The sequence below is a fragment of the Pseudomonas sp. LBUM1653 genome (assembly GCF_059716115.1).
The window spans coordinates 6,466,227-6,479,700 of sequence record NZ_CP166803.1; the positions used below are offsets into that span (position 1 = coordinate 6,466,227).

11 protein-coding genes are annotated in these 13,474 nt (G+C 60.8%); 1 reads left to right on the plus strand and 10 read right to left on the minus strand.

What is annotated here, in order from left to right:
• Positions 1-86 precede the first annotated feature (86 nt).
• The 10 genes from trpE to ACA054_RS29350 all read right to left on the minus strand — a co-directional run bounded on the left by trpE (position 87) and on the right by ACA054_RS29350 (position 12,393).
• Positions 87-1,568, minus strand: coding sequence for an anthranilate synthase component I (gene trpE, locus ACA054_RS29305; RefSeq protein WP_497687251.1), 1,482 nt, complete (start codon positions 1,566-1,568; stop codon positions 87-89).
• Between the two features lie 69 nt (positions 1,569-1,637).
• The gene (locus ACA054_RS29310; RefSeq protein ID WP_497687252.1) at positions 1,638-2,456 is read right to left on the minus strand and encodes a phosphoglycolate phosphatase; all 819 of its coding nucleotides are present in this window, start codon (positions 2,454-2,456) and stop codon (positions 1,638-1,640) included.
• Positions 2,453-3,127: a ribulose-phosphate 3-epimerase gene (gene rpe, locus ACA054_RS29315; protein WP_008061583.1), complete on the minus strand. Its 675-nt coding sequence runs from the start codon at positions 3,125-3,127 to the stop codon at positions 2,453-2,455. The genes ACA054_RS29310 and rpe overlap by 4 nt, the downstream gene beginning before the upstream one ends.
• A 79-nt stretch (positions 3,128-3,206) precedes the next feature.
• On the minus strand, positions 3,207-4,355 hold the full coding sequence (locus ACA054_RS29320; protein ID WP_497687253.1) for an iron-containing alcohol dehydrogenase: 1,149 nt from the start codon (positions 4,353-4,355) through the stop codon (positions 3,207-3,209).
• 219 nt (positions 4,356-4,574) lie between these two features.
• On the minus strand, positions 4,575-5,399 hold the full coding sequence (locus ACA054_RS29325) for an ABC transporter permease (protein ID WP_008061581.1): 825 nt from the start codon (positions 5,397-5,399) through the stop codon (positions 4,575-4,577).
• Between the two features lie 12 nt (positions 5,400-5,411).
• Positions 5,412-6,659, minus strand: a complete 1,248-nt coding sequence (locus tag ACA054_RS29330) for an ABC transporter permease (protein WP_459730600.1) — start codon at positions 6,657-6,659, stop codon at positions 5,412-5,414.
• A 159-nt stretch (positions 6,660-6,818) separates the two neighbouring features.
• Positions 6,819-7,862: an ABC transporter substrate-binding protein gene (locus ACA054_RS29335; RefSeq protein WP_497687254.1), complete on the minus strand. Its 1,044-nt coding sequence runs from the start codon at positions 7,860-7,862 to the stop codon at positions 6,819-6,821.
• A gap of 48 nt (positions 7,863-7,910) precedes the next feature.
• On the minus strand, positions 7,911-9,035 hold the full coding sequence (locus ACA054_RS29340) for an ABC transporter ATP-binding protein (protein WP_497687255.1): 1,125 nt from the start codon (positions 9,033-9,035) through the stop codon (positions 7,911-7,913).
• Between the two features lie 328 nt (positions 9,036-9,363).
• Positions 9,364-9,993 (minus strand): response regulator, encoded by a 630-nt coding sequence (locus ACA054_RS29345; RefSeq protein ID WP_020798801.1) that lies wholly within the window; start codon positions 9,991-9,993, stop codon positions 9,364-9,366.
• Positions 9,994-12,393, minus strand: a complete 2,400-nt coding sequence (locus ACA054_RS29350; protein WP_497687256.1) for a PAS domain-containing sensor histidine kinase — start codon at positions 12,391-12,393, stop codon at positions 9,994-9,996.
• Between the two features lie 73 nt (positions 12,394-12,466).
• On the opposite strand from ACA054_RS29350, the gene ACA054_RS29355 reads away from it, so the two are divergent.
• The gene (locus ACA054_RS29355) at positions 12,467-13,456 is read left to right on the plus strand and encodes an alpha/beta hydrolase family protein (protein WP_497687257.1); all 990 of its coding nucleotides are present in this window, start codon (positions 12,467-12,469) and stop codon (positions 13,454-13,456) included.
• Positions 13,457-13,474: the final 18 nt, after the last annotated feature.

A 13,474-nucleotide genomic window follows, 5' to 3' on the forward strand; every position in this document is an offset into this window, starting at 1 on the left:
CGCGATAGCGGTGGGTCAGACAGCATCAATGTTGGCTGTGCTGGCCTCTTCGCGAGCAAGCTCGCTCCCACAGGTATTGCACGAACTCAGGCGTCCGGGGTTTGTTCGGCCAGCGCCACCGCACGGAACATCGCGCGGCGTTTGTTCAGGGTCTCTTCCCATTCCAGCGCCGGCACCGAGTCGGCGACGATGCCGCCACCAGCCTGTACATGCAGTTCGCCGTTCTTGATCACCGCCGTACGGATGGCAATGGCGGTGTCCATGTTGCCGTTCCAGGCGAAGTAGCCGACGGCGCCGCCGTAGACACCGCGCTTGACCGGTTCAAGTTCGTCGATGATTTCCATCGCACGGATCTTCGGTGCGCCGGACAAGGTGCCCGCCGGCAGAATCGCCCGCAGTGCATCCATTGCCGTCAGGCCGGCCTTCAATTGGCCGGTAACGTTGGACACGATGTGCATCACGTTGGAGTAACGCTCGATGACCATTTTCTCGGTGAGTTTCACCGAACCGATTTCCGAGACTCGACCGGTGTCGTTGCGGCCCAGGTCGATCAGCATCAGGTGCTCGGCGATTTCCTTGTCGTCCGACAGCAGGTCTTTTTCCAGTGCCAGATCGGCCTCTTCGTTCGCACCCCGTGGGCGGGTGCCGGCGATCGGGCGCACGGTGATCAGATTATCTTCTACCCGCACCAGCACTTCCGGCGAACTGCCGACGACGTGGAAGTCGCCGAAGTTGAAGAAGTACATGTAAGGCGTCGGGTTGAAGCAACGCAACGCCCGGTACAGATCGATGGGTGCAGCCTTGAAGTCAATCGACATGCGCTGGGACGGCACGACCTGCATGCAGTCACCGGCCAGGATGTACTCCTTGATGGTGTCGACGGCTTTTTCGTAATCGTTCTGGGTGAAGCTGGAGCGGAACACCGGGTCAGCCGCTTGCTGCTTGCTGAAGTCCAGGCCACGGCGCGGGGTGATTGGCTGACGGAGTTTTTCCAGCAACTCTTCCAGGCGCGCGCGACCTTGCTCGAAGGCATCTTCCCGGGCCGGATCGGCCAGGACGATCGCATGCATCTTGCCGGCGAGGTTGTCGAACACCACCACCGCGTCGGACACCATCAGCAGGATGTCCGGCACGCCCAACGGGTCCGGGTTCGGGCACTTGCCCAAACGCGTCTCAACATAACGCACGCAGTCATAACCGAAATAGCCCACCAGGCCGCCGTTGAAGCGCGGCAACCCGGCAATGGTCGGCACGTTGTAACGGGCCTTGAAGGATTCGACGAAGGCCAGTGGGTCTTCTACATCGTGGCTTTCAGTCTCGACACCGTCGATGGTCACGCTGACGTGATGGTCATGCACTCGCAGCACGGTGCGGCACGGCAGGCCGATGATCGAGTAACGGCCCCACTTCTCGCCGCCATGTACGGACTCCAGCAAGTAGGAATTGGGCTCGTCAGCCAGCTTCAAGTAGATCGACAGCGGCGTGTCGAAGTCGGCCAGGGTTTCGCAGGCAAGCGGGATGCGGTTGTAGCCGGCAGCGGCCAAACGCAGGAATTCTTCGCGGATCATGAGGTGCCTCGTGGCTTGAGGGTCAAACAGTCAGGTATGCAAACGCGCCGGACAACCGGCCAGGATCAGTCAGGCGCGCCAACGCCAGCGGGCCAGGGCCTTGATGACTTTCATCCAGAGTTTACGAGTGACCACCACGATGGCGTTTCCAGAAGGGGGTTGAACAGCGTCGGCCAACGTTATCTCAGCGGCCGGGTCCAGGCAACCGCGAATTAGCTTGCGCAGATCGTCGATCACCAGCGTCGGTGACTCTTCGGCAATCGGCCGGCCGTGGTTGTAGCCGTAACTGAGCGCCACACATTTGACCCCTGCCGCTTTCGCCGCCTGCACATCGCTGCGCGAATCGCCAACGAACAACGACTGGGACGCCGGAATGTTGGCCATTTTCATCACGAAAAACAGCGCGGCCGGGTCGGGTTTCTTCTGTGGCAGGGTGTCGCCGCCGATGATCCATTTGAAGTACCGGCCGATTTTCATCTGATCCAGCAGCGGTGCTACGAAGCGCTCCGGCTTGTTGGTGATCAGGGCCATTTCCACACCTTGCTTACTCAGCCACTTGAGGGTGTCACGCACGCCGGGGTAAACAACCGTCAGCTCATGACCGTCCTCATAGAAACCGTTGAACAACTCCAGAGCATGCTCGGCCTCGACTTCATCGACACCCTCTGCGTCGATGTGGTTGGCCAACGCACGGCGCACCAGCATCGGGGCGCCGTTACCGACCCACTCGCGCACCAACTCGAGGCCGGCTGGTGCGCGACCGAGTTTGAGCAGCATGTTATCCACAGCCGCTGCAAGGTCAGGGACCGAGTCGATCAACGTGCCATCCAGATCGAACATCACCAGCCTTGGCAGACGTCCCGGGAACAGCTGCTCAAAGCCACTCATGGGCGAGCCAGCGCCAGTTCGGAACGCATTTTTTCAATCACTTCCTGGTAGTTCGGTGCATTGAAGATCGCCGAACCGGCAACGAAGGTGTCGGCGCCCGCCGCAGCGATTTCACGAATGTTGTTCACGTTGACGCCGCCGTCGATTTCCAGGCGAATATCACGACCCGAAGCGTCGATCAGCGCCCGCGCCTCACGCAGCTTGTCGAGGGTGCCTGGGATGAACTTCTGCCCGCCGAAACCCGGGTTGACGCTCATCAGCAGGATCATGTCGACCTTGTCCATCACGTACTTGAGCACGTCCAGCGGCGTCGCCGGGTTGAACACCAGGCCCGACTTGCAGCCGCCTTCGCGGATCAGCTGCAGGGAGCGGTCAACGTGCTGCGTGGCTTCCGGGTGGAAGGTGATGTAGGTCGCGCCGGCTTCGATGAAGTCACCGACGATGCGGTCTACCGGGCTGACCATCAGGTGCGCGTCGATCGGCGCGGTCACGCCGTACTTGCGCAGCGCCGAGCAGACCATCGGGCCGATAGTCAGGTTCGGCACGTAGTGGTTGTCCATGACATCGAAGTGCACGAAGTCGGCACCGGCGGCCAGGACGTTGTCCACTTCTTCGCCCAGGCGGGCGAAGTCGGCGGAAAGAATCGACGGAGCAATTACGAAGGGCTGCATGACGCACCTTTTCTGAGCAGAATCACGATGGCGCGCATTGTAGCCTCATGCTTTGGCGCGCGCACTGTGACTGCGATAATCAGTAGGCCGCTCGGTAAATCTTCTCGATGTCGACGGAGTTCAGTTTGCGCGGATTATTGCGCATCAGACGCTCGATCCCGGCGGCTTCGGCGGCCATGGCCGGAATGGCGTCCTCGGGAACCCCGAAACTGCGCAGTCCCGACGGGATTTCCACGGCCGCGCACAGCTCGGTCATAGCCTCCACGGCTTTGTCGGCGGCTTCATTGGCGCTCAGATGACCAGTCTGTATACCCATGGCCTCGGCAATATCCTGCATGCGTTCAATACAGGCCATCTTGTTCCAGGTCATGACATAGGGCAGCAGCAAGGCATTGCTCACGCCATGGGCAATGTTGAAGCGCCCACCCAAGGGGTAGGCCAGCGCATGCACCGCACCCACCCCGGCGTTGCCGAACGCCATGCCGGCCATCAGGCTGGCGGTGGCCATGTCTTCACGGGCCTGCAGGTTGGACGGGTTGGCGTAGGCCTTGGGTAGCGCCTTGGCTATCAGTTTGATGGCGCCGATAGCCAGGGCGTCGGTAATCGGCGAGGCATTGACCGACAGATAGGACTCAATGGCATGCACCAACGCATCGACGCCGCTGGCCGCCGTGACACCGCGCGGACAGGTCAGGGTCATCTGCGGACTTACCAATGCCACGTCCGGCAACAAGTAATCGCTGACAATGCCCTTCTTCAACTGCGCGACCTTGTCGGAAAGGATCGCCACGTTGGTGACTTCCGAGCCGGTGCCGGCCGTGGTCGGGATGGCAATCAATGGCGGGCCTTTGCGCGGTACCTGATCGACACCGAACAAATCTTCGAGCGCACCGTGGTAGCCGGCGTAGGCCGCCACACTTTTGGCGATGTCGATGGCACTCCCACCGCCCAGGCCAATCAGCCCGTCATGCCCACCGTCGCGGTAAACCCGCATGCAGTCTTCGACGATGGCGATTTCCGGGTCCGGCAGCACCCGGTCGAAGATTTCGTAGGTGCGGCCGCCCAATTGCGCCAGCGCCAACTCTACCGTGCCGGACTTGACCAGGGCGGCGTCGGTGACGATCAGCGGATGGTCGACGTCCAGCCGTGTCAGCTCGGTGGACAGTTGCTCGATGGCCTCTGCGCCGGTGATCAGTTTGTGAGCAATTTTGAAAGAGCAAAGACCCATGTGCGCAGCCTCTTATAGATGTGGGAGCTGGGCACAATAGTAGCTGGGGATTGGGGGATGTCTGGTATTCAGGCCATGAATGACCACAACCCCTGAAAACACCAAAGATCACTGTGGGAGCGAGCTTGCTCGCGATAGCGGACTGTCTGGCGACATCAGTGGTGAATGTCAGGCAGCCATCGCGAGCAAGCTCGCTCCCACAGGAAATGATGTAATCTGTCAGACCTGTGCGGTGCGCAGTTTCTCGCTGCGACCACGCAACCATTCCAGGGTCAGCAACAGGATCACCGAGAAGGCGATCAACAGCGTCGCGGCGGCGGCGATGGTCGGGCTGAGGTTTTCGCGGATGCCGCTGAACATCTGCCTTGGCAAGGTCGCTTGCTCAGGGCCGGCGAGGAACAGCGTCACCACCACCTCATCGAACGAAGTGGCGAAGGCGAACAAAGCACCGGAAATCACACCGGGCGCGATCAACGGCAAGGTCACCCGACGGAACGCCGTCAGCGGCGAAGCACCGAGGCTGGCCGCCGCACGCACCAGGTTCTGGTTAAACCCCTGCAATGTCGCCGACACGGTGATGATCACGAACGGCACGCCCAGCACCGCATGCACCACAATCAGCGAGAAGAAGCTGTTGCCCAGACCCAACGGCGCAAAGAACAGATAGCTGGCCACACCAATGATCACCACCGGCACCACCATCGGTGAAATGACCAGCGCCATCACCAGCGGTTTGCCGGGGAAGTCGCCACGGGTCAGGCCGATGGCCGCCAGCGTACCGAACACCATGGCCAGCACCGTAGCCGCCGGGGCGACGATGATGCTGTTCTTCAGGGCGCGCATCCATTCCGCCGAGGCGAAAAAGTCGTGGTACCACTGCAGCGAGAAGCCTTGCAGCGGGTACACCAGAAAACTGCCGGAGTTGAACGACAGCGGGATGATCACCAGCACCGGCAGGATCAGGAACAACAGAATCAAGCCGCAGAGGATCCGCAAGCTGTAGAACCACACCCGCTCAATGGGCGACATATAAGGACTCAGCATTTCATTCTCCCCTTAGCTCAGGCGCAGGCGACTGGCGCCCACCAGCCAGCTGTAAATCAGATAAAGCACCACGGTCGCCAATAGCAGCAGCCCACCGAGTGCGGTGGCCATGCCCCAGTTGATGCTGGTGTTGGTGTAGAAGGCGACGAAGTAGCTGACCATCTGATCGTTCGGGCTGCCCAGCAACGCCGGGGTGATGTAATAGCCGATGGCGAGTATGAACACCAACAGGCAACCGGCGCCGACACCGGCATAGGTTTGCGGGAAGTACACCCGCCAGAAGCTGGCGAACGGGTGGCAGCCGAGGGAAATGGCGGCACGCATGTAGGTCGGCGAAATGCCTTTCATCACGCTGTAGATCGGCAGGATCATGAACGGCAGCAGGATGTGCACCATGGAGATGTAGACACCTACCCGGTTGAACACCAGCTCTATCGGCTTATCGATGATGCCCATCGCCATCAGGCCGCTGTTGATCAGGCCACCCGATTGCAGCAACACGATCCACGCTGCGACACGTACCAGGATCGACGTCCAGAACGGCAGTAGCACCAGAATCATCAGCAGGTTGCTCTGGCGCGACGGCAGGTTCGCCAGCAGATAAGCCAATGGATACGCGAGCACCAGGCAGATCACGGTGATGATCAGGCCCATCCAGAAGGTGCGGGCAAAGATGTCGAGGTAGATTGCCTGATCCGGGGTAGCCGGGGCGATTTCGCCGAGGTCGTCGATGCGGTGATCGACGGCGGCCAGCAAATAGTACGGAGTAATGCTGCTGGTGTTGCGGCGTACGGCTTGCCAGTAGGCCGGGTCACCCCAACGCTCGTCGAGACCTTCCAGCGCTTCTTTATAAGAGGCCGGTTCAGTGGCGAACGGCAAGGCGCGGGCGGTTTTGGTCAGCAGGCTGCGATAGCCGGCCAACTCCATGTTCAAGCGTTTGGACAAATCGCCCAGGGTCTGATTCTTGCGCGCTTCGGCGAGGTCTTCGCTGGCCGCCTTGTAGACCGGCTCGGCAGGCAGGCCTCGGCCATCCCAGCTGGCAATGGCTGCCACGGTGCGCGGCATACCGCCGACCACTTCCGGGTTACCCACGCTTTTGTAGAGCAGCGCCACGATTGGCACCAGGAACACCAGCAACAGAAACAGCACCAGCGGCGCGATCAACGCCTGGGCCTTCCAGCGGTTGACCCGCTCGGCATGCTTGAGCCGCTGCTTCAAGGTGGGGTCAGTGCCCGCGTTCACGGGAACGGCGATAGCCATGGCGTACTCCGGAAATCTTTGATCGTTACAGAGGTGACATATCACCTCGAACTTTTAGTGTGGGAGCGAGCCTGCTCGCGAAGGCGTCGGCACATGCGAAATCATTGCCGTCAGATCTACCGCTTTCGCGAGCAGGCTCGCTCCCACAGGGTCGTGCGTTTATTTTGCAGCCCAGGAATTGAAGCGCTGTTCCAGTTGCTCTCCGTTGTCAGCCCAGAAGCTGACGTCGATCTGCACCTGGTTGGCGATGTTTTCCGGGGTGGTCGGCATGTCTTTCAGGACATCCTTGGACAACAGTGGAACGGCCTGGGTGTTGGCCGGGCCGTAGGCGATGTTTTCCGAGTAGGTCTTCTGCTGCTGTGGCTGTACCGAGAAGGCGATGAATTTCTTCGCCGCTTCGGCGCGCTTGGGGTCCAGACCTTTTGGAATCGCCCATGCGTCGAAGTCGTAGATGCCGCCGTTCCACACCACTTTCAGGTTGCTTTCTTTCTGCACGGCAGCGATGCGGCCGTTGTAGGCCGAGCTCATGACCACGTCACCAGAAGCGAGGTATTGCGGCGGTTGTGCGCCGGCTTCCCACCACTGGATGTTGGGCTTGAGTTCGTCGAGTTTCTTGAACGCGCGGTCTTGACCGTCTTTGCCGGCCAGCACCTTGTAGACGTCTTTCGGCGCAACGCCGTCAGCCATCAGTGCGAACTCCAGGGTGTACTTGGCGCCTTTGCGCAGGCCGCGCTTGCCCGGGAACTGCTTGGTGTCCCAGAAATCCACCCAACTGGTCGGTGCGGTTTTCAGCTTGTCGGCGTTGTAGGCCAATACGGTCGACCACACGAAGAAACCCACGCCGCATGGCTGGATAGCGCCTTTGACATAGTCTGAAGTCTTGCCGAACAGCGCCGGGTCGAGCTGTTCGAACATGTCTTCGTCGCAACCGCGGGACAGTTCTGGCGATTCAACTTCCACCAGGTCCCAGGACACGCTCTTGGTGTCGACCATGGCCTTGACCTTGGCCATTTCGCCGTTGTATTCGCCCGCCACGATCTTGCCGTTGCCTGCCGCTTCCCACGGTGCGTAGAAGGCTTTGACCTGCGCGGCCTTGTTCGCCCCGCCAAAGGACACCACGGTCAGGTCCGGGCCAGCCGCCATTGCGCTTGCTGCCCCCATCATGCCCAGTGCCAGGGCGGTGAATTTCAGGGATCTCAACATTTATTGTTCTCTCCACGTGCAGGGTTAGTGTTGTTGAAGCCGGGGCGATCAGTGCGCCTCTAGAAGTGGGTCGAGCGCACGAACGTGTTCGACCTGCCAGCCAAGCGGTACCACGTCACCGACCGCGAGCGCAGGATCGAGCTCGGCAATCGGTTGCTTCACGAAGAAGTCGGTCTTGCCACAGACTTCCAGGCGAACCCGGACGTGGTCGCCCAGATAGATGAATTCCGCCACCCTTCCCGAGAAGCGGTTGACGCAGGACTCGCTGGAGCCATTGAGGCTCACGCGTTCCGGACGAATCGACAGGGTGACGGGTTCGCCGGTCTTGCCGACATTCACCGCCAGTGCTTCAACTTTTTCACCACGGCTCAGTTCGACCACACAGCGGTCGCCGGTCTGGCTGTGCAGACGGCCATTGAGGCGGTTGTTCTCGCCGATGAAGTTGGCGACGAAGGTATTTTTCGGCTCTTCATAAAGGGTTCGCGGCGGTGCGATCTGCTGGATTTCGCCTTGATGGAACACCGCCACACGGTCGGACATGGTCAGGGCTTCGCCCTGGTCGTGGGTCACGTAGACCACGGTCACGCCCAGACGCTGGTGCAGGTGCTTGATTTCCATCTGCATGTGTTCGCGCAGCTGTTTATCGAGTGCGCCAAGGGGTTCGTCCATCAGCACCAGCTGCGGCTCGAACACCAGTGCGCGGGCCAGTGCCACACGCTGCTGCTGGCCACCGGACAGTTGCGCCGGATAACGCTGGGCGAACGTATCGAGCTGCACCATGCTCAGGACTTTTTTGACTTTGTCGCTGACGTCGCTTTTGTTCAAACCGCGCACGGTCAGCGGGAACCCGAGGTTCTCGGCGACCGTCATGTGCGGGAACAACGCGTAATTCTGAAACACCATGCCGATGTCACGCTTGTGCGGCGGCACGTTGTTGATGGCGCGTCCGGCCAGCAGGATTTCGCCCGCTGTCGGTGTTTCGAAACCGGCGAGCATCATCAGGCTGGTGGTCTTGCCGGAGCCGGAAGGCCCGAGCAAGGTGAGGAATTCGCCCTTGCGAATGTCCAGGTTGAGGTCCTTGACGATCAGGTTCTCGCCATCGTAGCTCTTCTGCACTCCACGAAAGCTGACCAGAACATCATTGGCCCCTGCGCTTGAATCGACCTGGCTCATACCCACACCCTTGTTGTTGATGACTGCTGTGGACTAAGCCTAGTGGACGCTGGGGACCACGCAAATCGGGGCGCAAGAGAGAATCGCCTCAGCCTTATGGAAGACTGGGGGTAGGGATTGCCCTACAAGGATGGCGCGTTTTGGCAAACGCAGTGGCAAGCTGTCAGCTAGAAGCAGCAAGTAAAGGCAAAAACGCTGTAACTATGTGTCGCAAATGGGTATGCGAACACGAAACCTGTGGGAGCGAGCTTGCTCGCGATGGCGTCCTGCCAGTCAACACATGCATATCTGACAGGACGCCATCGCGAGCAAGCTCGCTCCCACAGGTTCAGAGAAGCTTATGTTCCATCGCGTATTTCACCAGCTCCGCCAGCGAGGTGATGTTGAGCTTCTGCATCAACCGCGCCTTGTGAGTGCTGATGGTTTTGCTGCTCAGCGCCAGTTGCTGGGCAATGTCGTTGACGTTGGCGCCTTGGGCAAGGCGTTCGAACACGGAAAACTCACGTTCCGAGAGCAATGAGTGCAACGGCCGCGAATCGGTCAGGCCGACCTCGAAGACCATACGGTCGGCCAGGTCCGGGTCGATGTAACGACCTCCCGCGGCTACCCGGCGGATGGCCGTCAGCAACAGGGCCGGATCACTGTCCTTGGTGGCATAGCCCGCCGCACCGACCTTCAAGGCCCGTGCCGCCATCTGCGCCTCGTCATGCATCGACAACACCAGGATCACCGGTGGGTTGTTCAAGGCACGAATCCGCGGGATCGCCTCAAGGCCGTTGACTCCCGGCATGGAGATATCCAGCAGCACCACTTCGCAGGGAACATGCCGCAGGGTCTCGAGCAACTGTTCGCCATTGCTCGCCTCCCCCACCACCAACAAGTCCTTGGCCAGGCCGATCAATTGCTTGATGCCTTCGCGGACGATGGTGTGGTCTTCGGCTACCAGTACACGGATCACTTACGTCTCCTTATCCAACGGTACTCGCACAGTCAGGGTCGTGCCCTCACCCGGCTCACTCTCAAGGGACAGTTGCCCGCCCATGATCAACACCCTCTCGCGCATGCCGACCACCCCAAAGGATGTCGGCCTGCAGCTTGAGGGGACAAATCCTACGCCATCATCGCTGACGGTCAGACACAGGTCATTGCCTTCAAGGGCCAGTGTCAGCTCGACAGTATGCGCCTGGGCGTGACGCATGACATTGGTCAGCGCTTCCTGAAGGATACGAAACAGGCCGATGGCCTTGGCATCACTGAGCACCGGTAAATTTTCCGGCACCTGTACCAGACACGGAATCTGCGTGCGCGCCTCGAAGCGGCGCGCCTGCCATTCGATGGCCGAGGCAATCCCGGCATCCAGAATCGGTGGTCGCAACGCCGTCGCCACATCGCGTACCAGCTGGAACAGCTGGGCGATCAAACGCTTCATGCTGTTCAAGCGCTCGTTCAATCCGGGGTCGAGTTGCGAATAAGCCAGCTCGCACATGGACGTTTCCAGCTTGAGCACCGTCAACATCTGGCCCAGTTCGTCGTGAACTTCCCGGGCAATGCGCGCCTTCTCCTCTTCGCGCACGCTCTCCAGGTGCGCGGACAACTCGCGCAATTGCTCACGTGAGCTGGCCAGTTCCAGTTCGATGCGCTTGCTCTCGCTGATATCCCAGACAATGCCATCCCAAACGTAGGCGCCGCCCTCAAGTCGACGGGTAATCGCCTTGATTTCCGCCCAGCGTTGTTCCCCCTGACGCGTGAGAATCCTCCCTTGCCAGGACCAGTCGCTGTCAGTGTCCAGCGCATGGTCCTGGGTCTGGTGATAGCTGGCCTTGTCGTCTGGGTGCACCAGACTGCGCAGGCCTTTGTCGCGATGGGCCAGGGTCGCTGGCGAGTAACCCACCAGACTCTCGCTGCCTTCACTGATGTAGGCAAAGTCGATCTGACCTGTCACCGGCGCCCGCTCCAGGCGAAAGACCAGGCCAGGCACATTCGCCGCGATCCCTTGCAAACGCGCTTCACTTTCCTGCAACGCTGCCAGGGCACGACGCCGTTCGGTGACGTCGGTCAGGTAGACCACCAGGTACTCGCCCTCGCGAAAGCGCAGAAAGCTCAAGGAGACATCGGTCGGCAGGATGCTGCCATCGGCCCGCAGGCAATTGGTTTCGAAACTTTGCGGCGCGTCGTCACTGGCCCTGGCACGCTTCCACAGGTTCAACCAGCGATCCATGTGCAGGCCGGGCTCGAACTCGATCAATGGCCGGTTGATAATCCCTGCGGGCGGATAGCCCAGCATGCTTTCAGCAGCTCGGTTGGCGTAGCGCACGTGGCTGTCCCAGTTCACCCAGAGAATGCCGACGGTGCTCTGGTCGATGGAAAACTGCGTGAGCCGCAGGGCCTCTTCGCTGGCAGCGCGCAAAGCGATGTCAGCCTGCGCCGCCGCCAGTCGTTGCTCCAGGCCGTGCTGCTGGCGCCGCTGCCAGAACACGATGGCCATGGCGCTGAGCGCCAACACCAACAACAGCAGGCAGAGGTTTTGCCAGAACCCCGGGGATTCGCTGAGCCGTGGGTACTTGGGTTGCAGCCACTGGTTGTGCAGCGCCTCCAGGTCCTTGGCCGGGATCGCACGCAGCGCGCTTTCGACAATACCGGCCAACTCCGGCAGGTCGCGCCGCGTGGCCACCCGCAGCAGTTGTGGCAAGCCGACATCACCGACCACCACCAGCCCGGCGAACTCAGGTTCGACGGACAGGCGCCCCAACTGCGCCTCGTCGACCACCGCGTAGGCAGCTTGCTGGCTCAGCAACAGTTGCAACGCCTGGCGTTCGACCGGTACACCCTGCAGGTTCAAATGGGGATAATTGCCGCGCAGGTAGTCGGCGGTGGCACTGGGCATACGCACGGCGACGCGGGTTTGGCTGTCGAGTTTTTCCAGCTCAATCGCACCGGTGCTTTTCTGGTCGCTGACCACCAGCTGCGGCACCCGCATGTACGGATCGGAAAACTGCCACAGGCGCAGACCGCCAGGGGTCTGGGTCAGCCCTGGGGCCATGTCGATTTCGCCTGCGCGCGCGGCCGCTTCCAATTGCTCGAGATCGGGAAAGTTGCGCCAGCTCAGTTCGACCTTGAGCGACTTGGCCAGCCACTTCATCAGCTCGACATTGACCCCGGACAGGCGCTGCAAGCGGCGGTCGTACTGGGCGTAGGGCGCTTGCAACACCAGTCCGACACGCAAATCGCCCTGCTGCGCCAGCCATTGTTGCTGACCTGCCGACAATGGCGCGACATGCGCCGGTAGCGCGGCCGCCGCCCAGCCCATCAAGGGCAACCACAAACAGCCGATAACCCACAGGCAGCGAAAACGCATCATCGAACTCTCACACACTGACAAAAACTGACCAACCCTTTAGGCTGCCGGAATCACTTCTGGCCTGGAATATCCGATGCCCCCTGTCTACCGCCTGGCACTGCCAGCATTGTGCCTGTCGCTGATCCTGCCATGGGCTTTTTCCGTTGAGGCGGCCGATCCGGCAACTGCCGCAGCGGAAAAAACCGAAGGAAAACCGCTCGAACGCCAGCCGTTGCCTGAGCGTAGTCAGGAAGAAGCCACTGCACTGGAGCGAAAAATTCCACTCCAGGAACAGCAACCATTGCAAGCGGGCAGCGATACGTTCCTGGCCCTGTGGAAGCCGGCCAACTCCGCTGACCCCAAAGGCGCAGTCATTATCATCCCCGGCGCTGGCGAAACCGTTGACTGGCCGCAAGCAATCGGTCCGCTGCGTCGCCAATTGCCGGATGCCCAATGGAGCAGCCTGAGTATCACCCTGCCTGATTTGCAACGTGATGCCATTGCGCCACGCGTGGTGGACGCCGTTCCAGCACCCAAGGCGCCAGATGTCGGCAGCAAAGATTCGACCACCGCGGGCCCCATCGAACAGGCGGCGGGCGGTGAAGCCGAAGTGGCAGACAGGGCTGTAGCTGAAACCGCCGACGAGCAGACCAAGGCTGACGCCGAGCGGATTTTCGCCCGAATCGACGCGGCCATCGCTTTTGCCGAACAGCAAAGCGCTCGCAGCATCGTGGTGTTGGGGCACGGCACGGGGGCCTATTGGGCCGCGCGGTATCTGAGCGAGAAGCAGACGGCGCAAGTCGAGCGCTTCGTCATGGTCGCCGCGCAGACGCCAGTCAAAGTGACACCTGAACTGGACGAACTCGCGCCAACCCTCAAGCTGCCCACCGCCGACCTCTTCTATATGGACAAGCAGCTGGATCGCAACGCGGCGCTGGCCCGCTTGCAGGCCAGCAAACGCCTGAAGACCTCGGCCTTCAGCCAGGTCTCGCTCAAGGCTTTGCCAGGTAATAACAAGGCACAACAGGAACAACTGGTACGCCGGGTGCGGGGCTGGTTGAATCCGCAAAATGCGCCGGGCTGATTGACCGAGTCGCCCCCC